General features: G+C 71.0%; 15 protein-coding genes. 3 read left to right on the top strand and 12 right to left on the bottom strand.

Features of this window, described 5'->3' with window-relative positions; all coding sequences use genetic code 11:
- The 7 genes from ACZ64A_RS30000 to ACZ64A_RS29970 all read right to left on the bottom strand — a co-directional run.
- Positions 1 to 419 (bottom strand): chorismate synthase (locus ACZ64A_RS30000; RefSeq protein ID WP_469814789.1); only part of this gene is annotated, 419 nt, incomplete at its 3' end.
- 188 nt (positions 420 to 607) lie between these two features.
- The gene (locus tag ACZ64A_RS29995; RefSeq protein ID WP_469814788.1) at positions 608 to 1,447 is read right to left on the bottom strand and encodes a shikimate dehydrogenase; all 840 of its coding nucleotides are present in this window, start codon (positions 1,445 to 1,447) and stop codon (positions 608 to 610) included.
- On the bottom strand, positions 1,428 to 3,140 hold the full coding sequence (gene mltG / locus ACZ64A_RS29990) for an endolytic transglycosylase MltG (protein ID WP_469814786.1): 1,713 nt from the start codon (positions 3,138 to 3,140) through the stop codon (positions 1,428 to 1,430). Before mltG ends, ACZ64A_RS29995 begins: the two co-directional genes overlap by 20 nt.
- 121 nt (positions 3,141 to 3,261) lie before the next feature.
- On the bottom strand, positions 3,262 to 3,726 hold the full coding sequence (gene ruvX / locus ACZ64A_RS29985) for a Holliday junction resolvase RuvX (RefSeq protein ID WP_469814784.1): 465 nt from the start codon (positions 3,724 to 3,726) through the stop codon (positions 3,262 to 3,264).
- Between the two features lie 27 nt (positions 3,727 to 3,753).
- Positions 3,754 to 6,426, bottom strand: coding sequence for an alanine--tRNA ligase (gene alaS / locus ACZ64A_RS29980; protein WP_469814782.1), 2,673 nt, complete (start codon positions 6,424 to 6,426; stop codon positions 3,754 to 3,756).
- Positions 6,426 to 6,773: a hypothetical protein gene (locus ACZ64A_RS29975; RefSeq protein ID WP_361635104.1), complete on the bottom strand. Its 348-nt coding sequence runs from the start codon at positions 6,771 to 6,773 to the stop codon at positions 6,426 to 6,428. Before ACZ64A_RS29975 ends, alaS begins: the two co-directional genes overlap by 1 nt.
- A gap of 16 nt (positions 6,774 to 6,789) precedes the next feature.
- Positions 6,790 to 7,227 (bottom strand): DUF948 domain-containing protein, encoded by a 438-nt coding sequence (locus ACZ64A_RS29970; RefSeq protein ID WP_469814780.1) that lies wholly within the window; start codon positions 7,225 to 7,227, stop codon positions 6,790 to 6,792.
- A gap of 153 nt (positions 7,228 to 7,380) precedes the next feature.
- On the opposite strand from ACZ64A_RS29970, the gene ACZ64A_RS29965 reads away from it, so the two are divergent.
- Positions 7,381 to 9,549, top strand: coding sequence for an ATP-binding protein (locus tag ACZ64A_RS29965; protein WP_469814778.1), 2,169 nt, complete (start codon positions 7,381 to 7,383; stop codon positions 9,547 to 9,549).
- A 24-nt stretch (positions 9,550 to 9,573) separates the two neighbouring features.
- Here ACZ64A_RS29965 and rpsD read toward each other — a convergent pair whose 3' ends face one another.
- The 5 genes from rpsD to ACZ64A_RS29940 all read right to left on the bottom strand — a co-directional run bounded on the left by rpsD (position 9,574) and on the right by ACZ64A_RS29940 (position 14,839).
- Positions 9,574 to 10,188 carry a 30S ribosomal protein S4 gene (rpsD, locus tag ACZ64A_RS29960; protein WP_469814776.1) on the bottom strand — a complete coding sequence of 205 codons (615 nt, stop codon included), beginning with the start codon at positions 10,186 to 10,188 and terminating at the stop codon, positions 9,574 to 9,576.
- A 291-nt stretch (positions 10,189 to 10,479) separates the two neighbouring features.
- A complete protein-coding gene (locus tag ACZ64A_RS29955) occupies positions 10,480 to 11,835 on the bottom strand; it encodes a replication-associated recombination protein A (RefSeq protein ID WP_469814774.1) in 1,356 nt (451 codons plus the stop codon).
- A gap of 72 nt (positions 11,836 to 11,907) precedes the next feature.
- The gene (locus ACZ64A_RS29950) at positions 11,908 to 12,567 is read right to left on the bottom strand and encodes a vitamin K epoxide reductase family protein (RefSeq protein WP_469814772.1); all 660 of its coding nucleotides are present in this window, start codon (positions 12,565 to 12,567) and stop codon (positions 11,908 to 11,910) included.
- 285 nt (positions 12,568 to 12,852) lie between these two features.
- Positions 12,853 to 14,118, bottom strand: a complete 1,266-nt coding sequence (hisS, locus tag ACZ64A_RS29945; RefSeq protein ID WP_469814770.1) for a histidine--tRNA ligase — start codon at positions 14,116 to 14,118, stop codon at positions 12,853 to 12,855.
- 13 nt (positions 14,119 to 14,131) lie between these two features.
- Positions 14,132 to 14,839 carry an MBL fold metallo-hydrolase gene (locus tag ACZ64A_RS29940; RefSeq protein WP_469814768.1) on the bottom strand — a complete coding sequence of 236 codons (708 nt, stop codon included), beginning with the start codon at positions 14,837 to 14,839 and terminating at the stop codon, positions 14,132 to 14,134.
- 190 nt (positions 14,840 to 15,029) lie between these two features.
- On the opposite strand from ACZ64A_RS29940, the gene ACZ64A_RS29935 reads away from it, so the two are divergent.
- Positions 15,030 to 15,848, top strand: a complete 819-nt coding sequence (locus ACZ64A_RS29935) for a peptidylprolyl isomerase (protein WP_469814766.1) — start codon at positions 15,030 to 15,032, stop codon at positions 15,846 to 15,848.
- A 157-nt stretch (positions 15,849 to 16,005) separates the two neighbouring features.
- Positions 16,006 to 17,235, top strand: coding sequence for a DUF349 domain-containing protein (locus ACZ64A_RS29930; RefSeq protein WP_469814764.1), 1,230 nt, complete (start codon positions 16,006 to 16,008; stop codon positions 17,233 to 17,235).
- Positions 17,236 to 17,248 lie beyond the last annotated feature (13 nt).

The following is a 17,248-nucleotide window of genomic DNA, read 5'->3' as shown; positions in this document are numbered from 1 at the left end:
GCCGAGGCACGCTCCAGGACCGGCCGGGCCTCGTCGAAGCCGTACTTCTGCATGCCCGCCAGGTCGGCATGGCCCGGACGCGGCCGGGTCAGCGGCGCATTGCGGGCGAGCGCGGCCAGCTCCTCCGGGTCCACCGGATCGGCCGCCATCACCTTCTCCCACTTCGGCCACTCGGTGTTGCCCACCATGATCGCCACCGGCGAGCCCAGCGTCAGCCCGTGCCGGACACCGCCGAGGAAGGTGACCTCGTCCCGCTCGAACTTCATCCGCGCACCGCGGCCATAGCCGAGCCGCCGCCGCGCGAGGTGGTCCGCCACCATCTCCGTGGTGATCGGCACGCCGGCGGGAAGGCCCTCCAGCGTCGCGACAAGTGCGGGACCATGGGACTCACCCGCGGTCAGCCAACGCAGCCTGCTCAACGATGCTCCTCAGTGCTCGCGCCTGGTTCTGCTCCGCGTACACGCACGCACGCGTACGGCGACGGCGCGACCGGGTGCGCGGCCCGGGCCCGCCACCTCCGATCCTCCCACGTCCGGGCGCAAGTCCCGGCCGCCGGTCCAGCAGGCGGACGCCGGCGCGGACGGCGGAGGCGAGCCGATGGCCGCTTTCAGCGCTCCGCCAGGGCCTTCTCGCCCGCCCGGCGCATCGCCTCCAGCGGGGCCGGGGTGTGCCCGGTCATCTGCTCGACCTGGAGGACGGCCTGGTGCACGAGCAGGTCGAGGCCGCCGACCACGGCCCCGCCGAACATCGACCAGCGCGCGGCCAGCTCGGTCGGCCAGGGGTCGTACAGCACGTCGAAGAGCGTGGTGGGCCGCTCCGGTACGGCGGCGGCCAGGGCGTCGGTCGTCCCGGCGGGTGTCGTCGCGATCACCAGGGGGGCGCGCAGGGCCTCGGCCGCGTCCGCCCAGTCGGCGGTGCGCACCTCGACGTCCAGGCGCTCGCCCCACTCGCGCATCTCGGCGGCCCGGGCCTCGCTGCGCACATAGACGACGACCTCGCCCGAGCACACCCGGGACAGCGCGGCCAGCGCGGAGGAGGCCGTGGCGCCGGCGCCGAGCACCGCGGCCGTGCCGACCTGCTCGATGCCGTGCTCGCGCAGCGCGGCGACCATGCCCGGGATGTCGGTGTTGTCCCCGATCCGTCGGCCGTCCTCGGCGATGACGACCGTGTTGACGGCCTCCACCGAGGACGCGGTCTCGCTGATCTCGTCCAGCAGCGGGATCACGGCCCGCTTCAGCGGCATGGTGAGCGAAAGCCCCGCCCACTCGGCGTTCAACCGGTCGAAGAAACCGGGCAGCCCGGCCTCGTCGACCTCGAAGCGGTCGTAGCTCCAGCCGTCGAGGCCCAGCTCGGCGTAGGCGGCCCGGTGCAGCACCGGGGACAGGGAGTGCGCGATGGGCGAGCCGAGGACGGCCGCCCGGCGGGCGTCAGTTGCCCGAGCTTTCATTGAACTTGTCCTTGAGCTTGTTGAACTCGGCCAGCGTCCTGGCGAATTCGGTGTTGCTCACGCCGTCGGTCGCCACGAAGTAGATCCAGCCGTCGTGCGTCGGATTCAGCGCCGCCTTCATGGCGTCCTCACCGGGGTTGCCGATGGGGCCGGGCGGCAGACCCTTGTTGGTGTACGTGTTGTACGGGTCCTTGTTCTTGTAGATCTCGCGTGTGGCGATGTGGATGTTGCTCTCGCCCTTCAGATAGTTGAAGGTCGAGTCGAACTGCAGGAGCTGGTTGGTCTCCGTGTTCGTGGGCTTGAGGCGGTTGTAGACCACCTCGGCCATCTTGCGGTAGTCGTCGTGGGTCTTGCCCTCGGCCTGGACCAGGCTGGCCACCGTGACGACCTGGAGCGGGTCCTTCAGACCGAGGGCCTGGGCCTTGCCCTGCAGGTCGTAGCGGCCGTAGACCTCGGCGGCCTGGGTCACCATCGCCTTCAGCACCGTCTCCGGCTTCATGCCCTTGGCCGCGGGATAGGTGCCGGGGGCGAGGAAGCCCTCCAGCGGGTCCTTGATCGCGCTGTTGTTGTTCGCCCAGCTGGGCAGGCCGAGGCTCTTGTACTGCTTGTCGGCGGTGGTTTTGGTGGTGCCGGTGGCGAGGCCCAGCTTCTGGTCGATCGCCGCGTAGACGTGCGCGTTGCGCTCGCCGGGCGTGACCATGACGTTGTTCTGGCTCTTCGGGTCGAGCATCATCTCGACGGCGCTGGCGGCCGACATCTGCTTGCGCAGGATGTAGGCGCCGGCCTGGATGGAGTTGCCGTGCGGGTTCTGCTGCTGCGCGGAGACGAAGGCGTCGACGCTCTTGACCACGCCGGCCGCCTTGAGCCGGCGGCCGATGTCGTAGCCTCCCGCGCCCTTGGGGATCTCGATGGTCACGGTCTCGCCCGTGCCGTCGCCCGCGAAGTCCGGGGCCGAGCCGAAACGATTTTGGTAGAAGGTGTAGCCGACGTAGCCGACCCCGGCGAGGCCGCCGCCGAACACGAGCGCGACCACCAGGCAGGCGATGCCGTTACGGCTCTTCTTCTTGCCGCCCTTGCCGCCCTTGCCCCCTTTGCCGCCGCGCCGGGCCGCACGCCCGCGCGGCTCGTCGTCCTCGGGGTCATCGTCGGGGTCGCCGCCGGTGAAGAAGGCGTGCTCACCCTGGTCCGGGCCGGGGTCCCAGTCGGTCTCCTGCCGCGGCTCCGGCTCGCCGCGCCGACGGGCGGGCGGCTCCGGCGGCGGGTAGGCGTCCTCGGTCTGGTAGAAGTCGGGCTGCTCGCCCCCGTAGGCGCCGGCCTGCTGCGCGTAGGGGTCGGCCGGGTCGGGCGGATACGGCACGTGCCCGTGCGTGCCCGTGCTGTCCCAGCCGCCGTCCTGCGGGTACTGCTGCTCGCCGTAGTACTGCTGTTCCTGCTGCTGATACTGCTGCTGGTGCTGGTACTGCTGCTGGTCGTACCCGGACTGCTGCTCGGGGCTCCAGTCGCCGTAGCCCTGCTGTTGCGGGTGCTGCCCGTGCTGCTGGGGGTGGTGCGGCTGCTGCGGGTGGTGCTGCTGGCCGCCGTAGGCAGGCTGATGGCCCACGTGGGGCTGCTGCCCTTCCCATCCGCCGTCCCCGTACAACGGGTCCTCCGGATGCCACGGTTCGGAGCCTTGGCCCCGGCCATACTCAGTCATCGATCCCCTAGAGCCGCGAGGCGGCGGTCACGCGGCTGGTGGCTCCGGCTCCGTCCCGCCTCTTGTTGTGCGGCGGCTGTTCGAACACCGCCGCATCGCGCGGAACGTTACCGTATCGCGATCAGATGACCACTTCGACGCCCTCGCCCGGGGCTTTGCCTGACACCCGTTCGGATTCGAGCGCCTGCTGCAGGATGATGACGGCGGCCGCCTGGTCGATGACCGAGCGGCCCTTCTTGGCCTTCACGCCCGAGGCGCGCAGCCCCTGGCTGGCCGTGACCGTGGTCATCCGCTCGTCCACCAGCCGGACCGGCACCGGCTTGATGCCCCGGGCCAGCTCCTCGGCGAACGCGCGGACCTTGACGGCGGCCGGGCCCTCGCCCCCCTTGAGGGAGCGAGGGAGACCGACGACGACCTCGATCGGCTCGTACTCCTCCACCAGCTGCCGCAGCCGGCGGTGCGCGGCGGGGATGTCCCGGCCGGGGACCGTCTCCACCGGGGTGGCGAGGATCCCGTCGGGGTCGCACGAGGCGACCCCGATCCGGGCGTCCCCGACGTCGATCGAAAGCCGACGTCCTCTGCGCATGATTCCGACCGTTTCCTTACCCGACCGTCACTTGGCCGTCTCGGCCACGAGACGCTCGACGGCGTCGACGGCCTCACCGACGGCGGCCGGGTTCTGGCCGCCGCCCTGGGCGACGTCCGGCTTGCCGCCACCGCCGCCGCCGAGCGTCTTGGCGGCGGTGCGGACCAGGTCGCCGGCCTTGAGGCCGCGCTCGCGGGCCGCCTCGTTGGTGGCGATGACGGTGAGCGGCTTGCCGTTGTTCACCGTGAAGAGGGCCACGACCGCGGCGCGCCCGCCCTGGATGCGGCCGCGCACGTCGAGCACGAGCTTGCGCAGGTCGTCGGGGGTGGTGCCGTCCGGGACCCGACCGGTGACCACGGCCACACCGCGCACGTCCTTGGCGGACTCGGCGAGACCGGCGGCGGCCTGCAGCACCTTCTCGGCGCGGAACTTCTCGATCTCCTTCTCGGCGTCCTTCAGCTTGCCGAGCATGGCGGCGACCTTCTCCGGCAGCTCCTCCGAGCGGCCCTTCAGCAGCTCGGTGAGCTGGTTGACGACCGTGTGCTCGCGGGCGAGGAAGTTGTAGGCGTCCACCCCGACCAGGGCCTCGATACGGCGGACACCGGAGCCGATGGAGGACTCGCCGAGCAGCTTCACCAGGCCCAGCTGGGCGGTGTTGTGCACGTGCGTGCCGCCGCACAGCTCCTTGGAGAAGTCGCCGATGGTCACGACGCGGACCCGCTCGCCGTACTTCTCGCCGAACTCGGCGATGGCGCCCTGCTTCTTGGCCTCGTCGATACCCATGACGTCGGCGCGGACGTCGAGGTCGCGGGCGAGCACCTCGTTGATCTTCTGCTCGACGTCGGTCATCACGGCCGTCGGCACGGCGGACGGGGAACCGAAGTCGAAGCGGAAGCGGCCGGGCTGGTTCTCGGAACCGGCCTGGGCGGCCGTCGGGCCGAGGGCGTCGCGCAGGGCCTGGTGGGTCAGGTGGGTGGCCGAGTGGGCGCGGGCGATGGCCTTGCGGCGGCGCGCGTCGATGGAGGCGTGGGCCTTGGCACCGACCGTCACCTCACCGACCTGCACGACGCCCTTGTGGACGTAGACACCCGGGACCGGCTTCTGGCAGTCGCGGACCTCGATGACGGCACCGGAGTCGACCTTGATCTTGCCGGTGTCGCCGATCTGGCCGCCCCCCTCGGCATAGAACGGGGTGCGGTCCAGGACGATCTCGACCTCGTCGCCCTCGGTGGCGGCCGGGGAGGAGGCGCCGTCGACGAGGATGCCGACGACGGTGGACTCGCCCTCGGTGTCGCTGTAGCCGATGAAGTCGGTGGCGCCGACCTTGTCGGCGATCTCACGGTAGGCGCCGGCCCCGGCGTGGCCGGTCTTCTTGGCCTGGGCGTCGGCCTTGGCGCGCTCCCGCTGCTCCTTCATCAGGCGGCGGAAGCCGTCCTCGTCCACCGACAGGCCCTGCTCGGCGGCCATTTCGAGGGTGAGGTCGATCGGGAAGCCCCAGGTGTCGTGGAGCAGGAACGCCTTCTCGCCGGCCAGGACCGTGCCGCCGGACTGCTTGGTCTCGGTGACGGCGGTGTCGAGGATGTTGGTGCCGGCCTTCAGCGTCTTGAGGAAGGCGTTCTCCTCGGCGACGGCGACCTTCTCGATGCGCTCTCGGTCGGTGATCAGCTCAGGGTACTGCTGGCCCATCATCTCGATGACGGTGTCGATCAGGTCCTTGACGACCGGACCGGTGGCACCGAGCAGGCGCATGTTGCGGATGGCGCGGCGCATGATGCGGCGCAGCACATAGCCGCGGCCCTCGTTGCCGGGGGTCACGCCGTCACCGATGAGCATCACGGAGGTGCGCATGTGGTCGGTGACCACGCGCAGCGAGACGTCCGAGGCGTGGGCGTCGCCGTAGGCCACGCCGGTCAGCTCGGTGGCCTTGCGGATGACGGCCATGGAGGTGTCGATCTCGTACATGTTCTGCACGCCCTGCAGAATCATGGCGAGGCGCTCCAGGCCGAGGCCCGTGTCGATGTTCTTGCTCGGCAGCTCGCCGAGGATCTCGAAGTTGTCCTTGCCGATGCCCTCGCCGCGCTCGTACTGCATGAAGACGAGGTTCCAGATCTCCACGTACCGCTCGTCGTTGACGGCGGGGCCGCCCTCGGCGCCGAATTCGGGGCCGCGGTCGTAGTTGATCTCGGAGCAGGGGCCGCAGGGGCCGGGGACGCCCATGGACCAGTAGTTGTCCTTCATACCGAGGCGCTGGATGCGCTCCTTCGGCACGCCGACGACCTCGTGCCAGATGCGCTCGGCCTCGTCGTCGTCCTTGTAGACGGTGATCCAGAGCTTCTCCGGCTCCAGGCCGTAACCACCCTTGTCCTGGGGCGTGGTGAGCAGCTCCCAGGCGTAACTGATGGCGCCTTCCTTGAAGTAGTCGCCGAAGGAGAAGTTGCCGCACATCTGGAAGAACGTGCCGTGCCGCGTGGTCTTGCCGACCTCTTCGATGTCGGGCGTGCGCACGCACTTCTGCACGCTGGTGGCGCGCGGGAACGGCGGCTTGACCTCACCCAGGAAGTAGGGCTTGAAGGGAACCATGCCGGCGGGGACGAGGAGCAGAGTCGGGTCGTCCGCGATGAGCGACGCCGAAGGGACGACGGTGTGCCCGCGCTCCTCGAAGAAGCTCAGCCAGCGGCGGCGGATCTCAGCCGACTCCATCAGTGGTCCTCATTCCGGTTGTACGAGTACGCCGGGTTCTCGGCGTACTTCGGGTTGCTGCGGTTGTTCTCGATGGCGGCGTAGCGCCCGGGGGCCGCGAGTTCCGGGTTCTCGTGGATGCCCAGGGCCTCCCCGAGCTCGGCCTCCCGCTGGGCCATGTTGTCGCGGACGTCGAGCGCGAAGCCCACGGCGCGGTCCTTGAGCCGCTGTCCCGTCTCGAGCGCCTTGTTCGCCGCGGTCGCGGCGAGGCTCTCGGGGGTCAGCTGCCTCAGCTTGCGGTTGACCTTGGTGGTGGCCCACACACCGGCGGCGACGCCCGTGCTGAACCAGAACGTACGGCGGAACATCGCTCGGTCTCAGTCCTTACTTCCGCTTGCCCCGTCGCGAGGCCGGGACGGTGCGGCCCACGATCACGGTACGCCTCGACTCCTCGGCGGGCACCTCACCCTTGCGCCCGCCCAGCGCCCGGCGGACGCCGTAGCCGAAGGCCGCGACCTTGACCAGCGGGCCGCCGAAGGTGGAGGCAACGGTCGTCGACAGGGCGGAGGCATTCGAGGTGACCTCCTGGACGTCGGAGGCGATCGCGTCGACCCGGTCGATCTGGGTCTGCGCGGAGCGCACCGCCTGGGAGGCGTCGGCCAGCAGCGGGACGGCCTGGTCGGTCACGTCCGCCACGAGCTTGGTCGTCGCCTTGAGCGTCTGGGCCAGCCTCGCGAGAGCCACCGCGAGGAAGGAGACCAGGATCGCCCAGAAGACGGCCACCAGGATCCCGGCCACCTCACCACCGGACACTGTGCGCACCCGCTCCCTGAAACGTGCCTGAACATCGAGAAAGTCGTGCACCGAGCCTATCGCGCCGGGGCTCGGGCTCCGTACCGGATTAGGGGGCGTGGGCGCCGGAGTTCCGGGAAGCGATTGTACGCAGTGATTACGGTTCAGTACGCTCCGTGTCCCATGCGAGATCATCAGCGCGCCGGTACTCCCGCGGGCGGCCATCTTCCCGCGGAATCGAACGCGTTCGTCGGCCGGGCCGGCGAACTGGCCGACCTGGCCGAGGCCCTGCGCGGCTCGCGGCTGGTGACCGTGACCGGCCCCGGCGGGGTCGGCAAGTCGCGGCTCGCGTCGCGCGCGGCGGCGCGCTGCGCGGCCCCGCACGGGGTGTGGCGGGTGGATCTGGCACCCCTGCGGGACGCCGGCCTCGTCGCGTACGCGCTCGTGGAGGCGCTGGGTCTGACGGACCACACGTCCCGGGCGCCGCGCGAGACGCTGCTCGCGCATCTCGCCGGCCGGGAACTCCTGCTGGTGCTCGACGGTTTCGAGCATCTGGCCGAGGCGTGCGCCGAGCTGGTGGCCCACCTGCTGGCCCGGCTCCCGCAGCTGCGGATCCTCGCGGTGGGCCGGTGCCCGCTGCGCCTGGCCGGTGAACGGCTGCTGCCGCTCGCGCCCCTCGGCGAGGAGGAGGCGGTGGAGCTGTTCGCCGAGCGCGCCGCCGCCCAGGGCGTGCCCGTCGGCGACGGGCCCGAGGTGCGCGAGCTGTGCCGGCGCCTCGACGGCATCCCGCTGGCCCTGGAGCTGGCGGCCGGGCGGCTGCGGGCGCTGTCGCCGGGGCAGCTGCTGGAGCGGCTGGACGACCGGTTCCGGCTGCTGACCGGTCAGGTGCGCGACGCGCTGCCCCGGCATCGGACGCTGCGCACGGCGATCGGCTGGAGCCATGAGCTGTGCACCCCGGCCGAGCGGCTGCTGTGGGCGCGGCTGACGGTGTTCGCCGGGCAGTTCGACCTGGACGCCGTGGAATACGTCTGCAGCGGGCACGGGCTGCCGGCGGACGATGTGCTGAACGTGCTGACGGAGCTGATCGCGCAGTCGGTCGTGACCCGTGAGGAGAGCGCCACGGGCGTGCGCTACCGCATGCTCGACACGATCCGGGCCTACGGCGCCGACTGGCTCACGGCGACCGGCGACGCGGAGCGGATGCGGCGCCGCCACCGCGACTGGTACATGGGGCTGGCGACCTGGTGCGAGCTGGACTGGTTCTCACCCCGGCAGGCGGAGGTCGCCCAGCGCATCGAGGCCGAGCTGCCGAATCTGCGCAGTGCGCTGGAGCACTGCCTGACCGAGCCCGGCGAGGCGCACCTGGGCCAGTATCTGGCCGGTTCGCTGTGGTTCTACTGGGCGGGCTGCGGACGGCTCGCGGAGGGACGGCACTGGTTGCAGCGCAGCCTCGAACTCGAGACCGAGGGCGGTGCGCACAGCGCGGGCGAGCATCCGCGGCTGAAGGCCCTGTGGGTGCTGGGATACGTCGCGATCCTCCAGGGCGATCCGGTGCCCGCCCTCGCGGCGCTGACCGAGTGCCGTGCGGAGGCGGAGCGCGTGGGCAGCGCGACCGGCATCGCCTACGCCGAGCACCGCACCGGATGTCTGGCGCTGGTCACCGACGACATGGCCCGCGCGGAGCGGTTGCTGCGCTCGGCGCTGGAGCGCTACCAGGAGATCGGCGAGCTGAACAGCAATGTGCTGATGGGCCAGGTGGAGCTGGCGATGACCCGGGCGTTCCAGGGCGATCTGCCGGACGCGGTGCGGCTGTGCGAGGACGTGCGGCAGGTCTGCGAGGACCACGGCGAGCGGTGGGCGCTCGGGTACGCGCTGTTCGTGCTCGCGTACGCGGCCTGGGCCGAGGGGGACACGGCCCGTTCCCGGGCGCTGCTGGCCGAGTGCCTCGGCGGCGCGCACGCGTTCCGCGATCTGCTGGGCTCGGTGTTGTCGATGGAGCTGCTGGCGCTGGTCACCGCGACGGAGGGAGACGCGGCGGAGGCGGCGGTGCTGCAGGGCGCGGCGGCCGGGGTGTGGCCGTCGGTGGGGCTGCCCCTGTTCGGGTCCGCGTACTACAACGCTCCGCACGAGCTGTGCGAGGCGACGGCCCGGGAGCGGCTCGGGGACGCGCGGTACGAGGAGTGCGTGCGGCAGGGGCGGCGGCTCGGGTGGGGCGAGGCGGTGGCGCGGGCGCTGGGGCGGGGCCGGTCGCTGCCGTCCGTTCCGCCGCCGCGCACGGCGCGCCGCGGTGGTCCGGGAACGCGGCAGCCCGCCGCCTCGCCCACCCGGAAGGGCGGGGAGACGGCGGGCTGAGGGAGTGCTGCGCCTGGCCGAGGATCAGCGGGCGTAGTACTCGACGACGAGCTGCTCGTCGCAGATCACCGGGATCTCCTTGCGGTTCGGCTCGCGGTCCAGGCGGAACGCCAGGGCCTTGAGGTTCACCTGCAGGTAGCGCGGGGTCTCACCGTCGGGGGCGAAGCCACCCTCACGAGCGATCGTGAAGAGGGTCTTCTCCTTGGAGCGGTCGCGGACCTGGACGACATCGTCGGGACGGACGACGAAGGACGGCTTGTCGACCTTCTTGCCGTTGACCTGGATGTGACCGTGGACGACCATCTGGCGGGCCTGGTAGATCGTGCGGGCGATGCCCGAACGCAGGACCAGCGCGTCGAGGCGCTTCTCCAGCTCCACGATCAGGGCCTCACCGGTCTTGCCCTGCACCTTGGCGGCACGCTCGTAGGCGCGCACCAGCTGGCGCTCGGAGATGTCGTACTGAGCGCGCAGACGCTGCTTCTCGAGCAGACGGACCTTGTAGTCCGAGTTCTGCTTGCGGCCACGGCCGTGCTCACCCGGCGGGTAGGGACGGGCCTCGAAGTACTTGACGGCCTTCGGCGTCAGCGCGATGCCGAGGGCACGCGACTTCTTGACCTTGGGGCGGGACTGGTTCGCCACTGTTTCTCTTTTCCTTGTTCCGGCTTGTCAGGGTTGCGGGAGGTCGCATCCGCAGCCGGGGAAACCCGTCGGGTCCACACGGGACCTGCCGGGCAGCCGCTCCCCTGATCTGGGCACATACGTGCAGCACGCGAGTGGCCCACCGACCTTTCCCGGAGCTCCGGGTGGTGGTGGGCTGCCCGCGACACCGTTCGACGGTGCGCGACGCTCCTGGAACCCGCGGGGGGTTCCGGCCGGCTGTCCCGCTCTGACGGCACGGAACTCGGCACTTCAGGGCAGTCTACAGGGCGCTCAGGACCGCTTGCGACCGAGGTGCTTGCGGGTCCACTCCACGGCGTCCGCGTAGCGCGCCTCCGCGCCGTGCCGGGTCGGGGTGTAGTACTCGCGGTCCTTGAGCACGTCCGGGGCGTACTGCTGGGCGGCGATGCCCTCGGCCAGGTCGTGCGGGTAGACGTAGCCCTGGCCGTGGCCGAGCTTGCCGGCGCCCTTGTAGTGGCTGTCGCGCAGATGCGCGGGAACCGCCCCGGCCAGCCCCTTGCGTACGTCGTCCAGGGCGGCGCCGATCGCCGTGGTGGCGGAGTTGGACTTCGGCGCCAGCGCGAGGGCGATGGTGGCGTGGCTGAGGGTGAGCGCGGCCTCGGGGAAGCCGATCATGGCGACGGCCTGCGCCGCGGCGACCGCGATGGGCAGGGCGTTCGGGTCGGCCAGGCCGATGTCCTCGCTGGCGGAGATCATCAGACGGCGGGCGATGAACCGGGGGTCCTCGCCGGCCTCGATCATGCGGGCCAGGTAGTGCAGGGCCGCGTCGACGTCGGAGCCGCGGATGGACTTGATCAGGGCGCTGGCGACGTCGTAGTGCTGGTCGCCGTCGCGGTCGTACTTCACCGCGGCCCGGTCGACGGTCTCCTCCAGGGTGGACAGGGAGATCTCCGCCTCGCCCTTGTCCAGGGCGGCCCCGGCGGCGGCCTCCAGTGCGGTGAGCGCGCGGCGGGCGTCGCCGCCGGCGATGCGCAGCAAGTGGTTCTCGGTGTCCTCGGGGAGGTCGACGGCGCTCTTCAGGCCGCGCTCGTCGGTGAGGGCGCGCTTCAGCAGGCCGCGGATGTCGTCGTCGCTGAGGGGTTCGAGGGTGAGCAGCAGGGAGCGGGACAGCAGCGGGGAGATGACCGAGAAGTACGGGTTCTCGGTGGTGGCCGCGATCAGGGTCACCCAGCGGTTCTCGACGGCGGGCAGCAGGGAATCCTGCTGTGCCTTGCTGAAGCGGTGGATCTCGTCGAGGAAGAGGACGGTCTCCTGGCCGTATCCGCCGCTGGCGCGGCGGGCGCCGTCGATGACCGTGCGCACCTCCTTGACCCCGGCGGTGATCGCGGACAGCTCCACGAAGCGCTTGTTGGTGGCCTTGGAGACGACGTAGGCGAGCGTCGTCTTGCCCGTACCGGGCGGGCCCCACAGGATCACCGAGGACGGCCCCGCCGGCCCCTTGGCGCCCTCGCCGACCAGCCGGCGCAGGGGTGAACCCGGCTTGAGCAGGTGCTGCTGCCCGACGACCTCGTCGAGGGTGCGCGGACGCATCCGGACCGCGAGGGGGCTGGTCGTCGGGTCCTTCTCCTGGCGTTCTTCGGCTGCGGCGGTGAACAGGTCGGGCTCCACGTCAGAAACCCTAAAGGACGGCACTGACAACCCGGCGGGCCGATCTCGGCCGCGCGGACCGCCGGGGCGGCGTCAGCTGGTCCAGAAGTCCCACCAGCGGGTCAGGACCAGCATGCCGATGATGCCGACGTGAAGGACCGGCAGGACCCAGGTGAACTCGCCGAAGAAGCCCTTGAGCCAGCGGGGGGCGGGCAGCAGGTCGTTGCGGATGTTGAACGACGTCACGTACCAGAACATGGTGATCGTGGCGACCCAGGCCAGGGAGCACCACAGGCACAGCGCGTTGATCCGGTACAGGGACTGGAACTGCAGCCAGGTGCAGAAAGCCACCCCGAAGAGCGTGCCGAAGTTGAAGGTGAGCCAGTACCAGCGCGGGAAGCGGGCGCGGGCCAGCAGGCTCATGCCGACGCAGACGACGATGCCGTAGCAGACCAGGCCGAGCATCGGGTTGGGGAATCCGAAGGCGGCGGCCTGCTTGGACTCCATCACGCTGCCGCAGGAGACGACCGGATTGAAGCTGCAGCCGGGCGTGAACGTCTTGCCCGCGACCTTGGCCTCGAGGATCTTGAACTTGTCCAGGGTGATGACCCAGGCGGCGAGCAGTCCGGCCGAGCCGGTGATCACCAGCAGCACTCCGAAGGCGCGGCTGCCGCCCACGGTGCGCGGCGCGGCGGCCCCGGCGTGCTGCGGCTCGGGGTCGGTGGAGACGTCCTTCACTGTCGTCTTGCTCATTCCGCCGGTTCCGTCACTTGAGAGTTGGACCTTCTTCGGGCAGGGCCATTGTGCCGCACGCGTCCCACTGTCCACCGTTCGATGGACATAAGGAAGTACGCGCCCGGGAGGGCGGGCGTTCGGATCCGGCCGCTGATCGGACGCCCCGCCGCGCATGTCGCGCGCCCGGCCCGAAAATCCCCTCGCGGAGCGACCGCGCGGGCGCCGGGTTGACGGCGGAGGGCGCCCGGTCGACGGCGGAGGGCGCCGGGATCACCCGGCGCCCTCCGTGGTTGTGGTCGGTCGTCAGCGGCCGAGCCGGGACTCCAGCTCCGCCACGATCTCGTTCACGCCGACCGCCGTCTGCTCGCCGGACTCCATGTCCTTCAGCTGGACGACGCCCTCGGCGAGGTCGCGCTCGCCGGCCACGATCGTGTAGCGGGCGCCGCTGCGGTTGGCGTTCTTCATCGCACCCTTGAGCCCCTTGTGCCCGTAGGAGAAGTCGGCCGCCACGCCCACCTTGCGCAACTCGGTGACCTTGGCGAACAGCACGCGGCGGGCCTCGTCGCCGAGCGGCACCGCGAAGACGCTGGTCGTGGAGGGCAGTTCGAGCTCGACGCCCTCCGCCTCGAGCGCGAGCACCGTGCGGTCCACGCCGAGCGCCCAGCCGACGGACGGCAGCGCGGGGCCGCCGATCATCTCCGACAGGCCGTCGTAGCGGCCGCCGCCGCCCACCGCGGACTGCGAGCCGAGGCCGTCGTGGACGAACTCGAAGGTGGTGCGGGTGTAGTAGTCGAGGCCGCGCACCAGCTTCGGGTCGTCCTCGAAGGCCACGCCCGCGGCCGTGATCAGCTCGCGGACCTCCTCGTGGTACGCCTTGCAGGCGTCGCACAGGTAGTCGCGCAGCAGCGGGGCGCCGGTGAGCTGCTTCTGCACCGCCTCGCGCTTGTCGTCCAGGACGCGCAGCGGGTTGATCTCCGCGCGGCGCAGCGTGTCCTCGTCGAGGTCGAGGCCGCGCAGGAAGTCCTGCAGCGCGGCCCGGTACACCGGCCGGCACTCCTTGTCGCCCAGGCTGTTGAGCAGGATGCGGAAGTTCCGCAGACCGAGCGAGCGGTACGCCTGGTCGGCGAGGATGATCAACTCAGCGTCGAGCGCCGGGTCCTCCGCGCCGATCGCCTCGGCGCCGACCTGGGAGAAGTGCCGGTAGCGGCCCTTCTGCGGGCGCTCGTAGCGGTAGTAGGAGCCGGAGTACCAGAGCTTGACGGGGAGGTTGCCCGCCTTGTGGAGGTTGGCCTCCAGCGCGGCGCGCAGCACGGAGGCGGTGCCCTCGGGGCGCAGGGCGAGCCTGTCGCCGCCCTTGGTCTCGAAGGCGTACATCTCCTTGGTCACGATGTCCGTGGACTCGCCGACACCGCGCGCGAACAGCTCGACGTTCTCGAAGCCGGGGGTCTCGATGTAGCCGTAGCCGGAGGCGCGCAGCGGGGCGGCGATCGCCTCGCGCACCGCGAGGTACGCGGCCGAGTCCGGCGGGATCAGGTCGTACGTGCCCTTGGGGGCCTTGAAGGTGCTCACGGAAGTCTCTCGATCACATTCCTCGTCGGGGAGCCGTAGGCGCTCCCTGGCCGGCCGCCACCTGCCGCAGATACGGGTTGGTGGCGCGCTCCTGGCCGATGGTCGTCTGGGGGCCGTGTCCGGACAGCACCACGGTCGCGTCGTCGAGCGGCAGGACCACGCGGGTCAGGGACTCGAGCATGTCGTCCATGGAGCCACCGGGGAAGTCGGTGCGTCCGATGGAGCCGGCGAACAGCAGGTCGCCCGAGAACAGGATCGGCGGGATGTCCGCCGTCTCGGGCAGGCCGAAGGTCACCGACCCCTTGGTATGGCCCGGCGCGTGCGCCACGGTCAGCTCCAGACCGGCCAGCTCCAGCTGCGCGCCGTCGGTCAGCTCCTTGACGTCGTCCGGCTCCCCCACGGTCAGCTCGCCCATCAGCGGCATGCCGATGGACCGGCCGAGCGCCTTCTCCGGGTCGCTCATCATGAACCGGTCCTCGGGGTGGATCCAGGCCGGTACGTCGTGCGCGCCGCACACGGGGACGACGGAGGCCACGTGGTCGATGTGACCGTGGGTGAGGACGACGGCGACGGGCTTGAGCCGATGCTTCTTCAGCGCCTCTTCGACTCCGGGGGCCGCCTGATGGCCCGGGTCGATGATCACGCACTCCTCACCGGCGGCGGGGGCGACGAGATAGCAATTCGTCCCCCAGGCCCCGGCGGGGAACCCGGCAATGAGCACGATCGTCCTTCGTTGTGGCGGTTGTGGTCGGTATGGGGGCGGCGTCTCGCGCCCGCGCCCGCGGTCAGAGCCTACCGGCGCTGCCGATTCCTCAGCGAACCCATATACGGTACGGGGCACACGCAGGCGATCGGTTCATCGGACGCACGCGCCCCACCCGACGTACCAGAGGCATTGAGGAGTAACCCCGGTGGTCAGCCAGGAGCAGCGGCGGCGTCAGCTCGCCCGGGAGAAGTTCTTGCGGCAGCAGCAGCGGCGCACCGACGCGCGGCGCAAGGCGCGGGTCCGTAATTCCGTGATCGCCTCGGTGCTCGGTGTGGTCCTGGTGGGCGGGCTCGCGGTGTACACGACCGGGGTGTTCAAGGACGACGGCAAGTCGAACGCGAGCGCCGACGTGACGCCGTCGGCGTCGGCCAAGCCGAAGGACCCGTGCGCGAAGCCGGCTCCGGGCGCGGTGAAGAAGCTGAAGTTCGACAAGGAGCCGGCGATGTCGATCGACACGTCGGCCAAGTACACGATGAAGCTGGACACCACGTGCGGTGAGATCGACCTGGCGCTGAAGGCGTCGGCGGCCCCGCACACGGTGAACTCGTTCCACTTCCTCGCGGGCAAGGGCTACTTCGACCACACCAAGTGCCACCGGCTGACCACGTCCGGCATCTACGTGCTGCAGTGCGGCGACCCGACGGCCACGGGCATGGGCGACCCGGGCTACAAGATGAAGGACGAGAACCTCAAGGACAAGAGCCTGAAGGGCAACGTCTACCCGGCGGGCACGGTCGCGATGGCGAACTCCGGCCCGAACACCAACGGCAGCCAGTTCTTCCTCGTGTACCAGGACAGCCCGCTGCCGCCCAGCTACACACCGTTCGGTACGGTGTCGCCGGCGGGCATGCAGGTGCTGAAGAAGATCGCGAACGCCGGTGCCCAGCCCGCCGATCCCACCACCCAGAACACCGCCCCGAACGCGACGGTGGTGATCGACAGGGCGACGGTCGTGAAGTCGTGACGCGACCTGGGCGTCCGGCGCGGCCAGCTGGGAAATTTCCGTCGCGCTGGATGCGGACAGGCAACCCGCTGGTCGCCTATGTTGGCGGTGAACAAACTGTGGACGATGCCCGGGGGAGCTCGAAGGCCCCTCGCAGGCATCATGTGGAGGAGGCGCTGTGAGCAGCGACCCGTGGGGCCGCGTCGACGAGACGGGGACCGTGTACGTGCGGACGGCCGACGGCGAGCAGGTCGTCGGTTCCTGGCAGGCAGGCTCCCCTGAGGAGGCGCTGGCCTACTTCGAGCGCAAGTACGAGGGCCTGGTTGTCGAGATCGGCCTCCTCGAGAAGCGAGTGCGCACCACCGATCTGTCGGCCAAGGACGCCACGGCCGCGATCGACCACCTGCGCGAGCAGGTGGACGCGCACCACGCGGTGGGTGACCTGGACGCGCTGCGGCAGCGCCTGGACAAGCTCGTGGCGACCGTCGAGTCGCGCCGCGAGGAGCGCAAGGCACAGCGGGCCAAGCAGGCCGACGAGGCCCGGCACGCCAAGGAGTCCCTGGTCGTGGAGGCCGAGGAGCTGGCGCAGTCCGACCAGTGGCGGGCGGCCGGCGAGCGGCTGCGGGCCCTGGTGGACACCTGGAAGGGGCTGCCGCGGCTCGACCGCAAGTCGGACGACGAGCTGTGGCACCGGTTCTCGCACGCCCGGTCGGCGTTCTCCAAGCGCCGCAAGGCCCACTTCGCGCAGCTGGACGCGCAGCGCGAGGAGGCCCGCCGGACCAAGGAGCGCCTGGTCGCCGAGGCCGAGGCCCTGTCGAGCTCGACGGACTGGGGGCCGACGGCTGCCCGCTACCGCGAGCTGATGGCCGAGTGGAAGGCCGCCGGCCGCGCCCAGCGCGAGCACGAGGACGACCTGTGGAACCGCTTCCGCGGCGCCCAGGACGTCTTCTTCGCCGCGCGCAGCTCGGTGTTCGCGGAGCGGGACGCCGAGCAGGCGGAGAACCTGAAGCTGAAGGAGGAGCTGGCCGAGGAGGCCGAGAAGCTCCTGCCGGTGACGGACCTCAAGGCCGCGCGGGCCGGGTTCCGCTCGATCAACGAGCGCTGGGAGGCCATCGGCCATGTGCCGCGGGACGCCCGGCCGAAGGTCGAGGGCCGGATGCACGCGGTCGAGCGGGCGATCCAGGAGGCCGAGGAGGCCGAGTGGCGCCGGACGAACCCGGAGGCACGCGCGCGTGCCGAGGGTCTGACCGGTCAGCTCCAGGCCGCCGTCGACAAGCTCCGCGGCCAGATCGAGCAGGCGCGCGCCCAGGGCAACACCGCGAAGGCCGACAAGCTGGAGCGTGAGCTGGAGGGCCGCCAGGCCCTGCTGGACCAGGCGCTGAAGGGCCTGCAGGAGTTCGGCGGCTGAGCCGCTCCTCCCG

The organism is Streptomyces sp. NPDC104814, from assembly GCF_055583185.1.
The sequence above is the reverse complement of the archived record's forward strand: the minus strand, read 5'-3'. Positions and strand labels throughout refer to the sequence as shown.

What these genes read in the sequence shown, in the direction of transcription:
- ACZ64A_RS29975 (WP_361635104.1), bottom strand. Translation starts at nt 6,773, where the DNA reads ATGTTCCGCCGTACGTTCTGGTTCAGCACGGGCGTCGCCGCCGGTGTG.
- ACZ64A_RS29995 (WP_469814788.1), bottom strand. Translation starts at nt 1,447, where the DNA reads ATGAAAGCTCGGGCAACTGACGCCCGCCGGGCGGCCGTCCTCGGCTCG.
- ACZ64A_RS29965 (WP_469814778.1), top strand. Translation starts at nt 7,381, where the DNA reads ATGCGAGATCATCAGCGCGCCGGTACTCCCGCGGGCGGCCATCTTCCC.
- mltG (WP_469814786.1), bottom strand. Translation starts at nt 3,140, where the DNA reads ATGACTGAGTATGGCCGGGGCCAAGGCTCCGAACCGTGGCATCCGGAG.
- ruvX (WP_469814784.1), bottom strand. Translation starts at nt 3,726, where the DNA reads ATGCGCAGAGGACGTCGGCTTTCGATCGACGTCGGGGACGCCCGGATC.
- alaS (WP_469814782.1), bottom strand. Translation starts at nt 6,426, where the DNA reads ATGGAGTCGGCTGAGATCCGCCGCCGCTGGCTGAGCTTCTTCGAGGAG.
- ACZ64A_RS29950 (WP_469814772.1), bottom strand. Translation starts at nt 12,567, where the DNA reads ATGAGCAAGACGACAGTGAAGGACGTCTCCACCGACCCCGAGCCGCAG.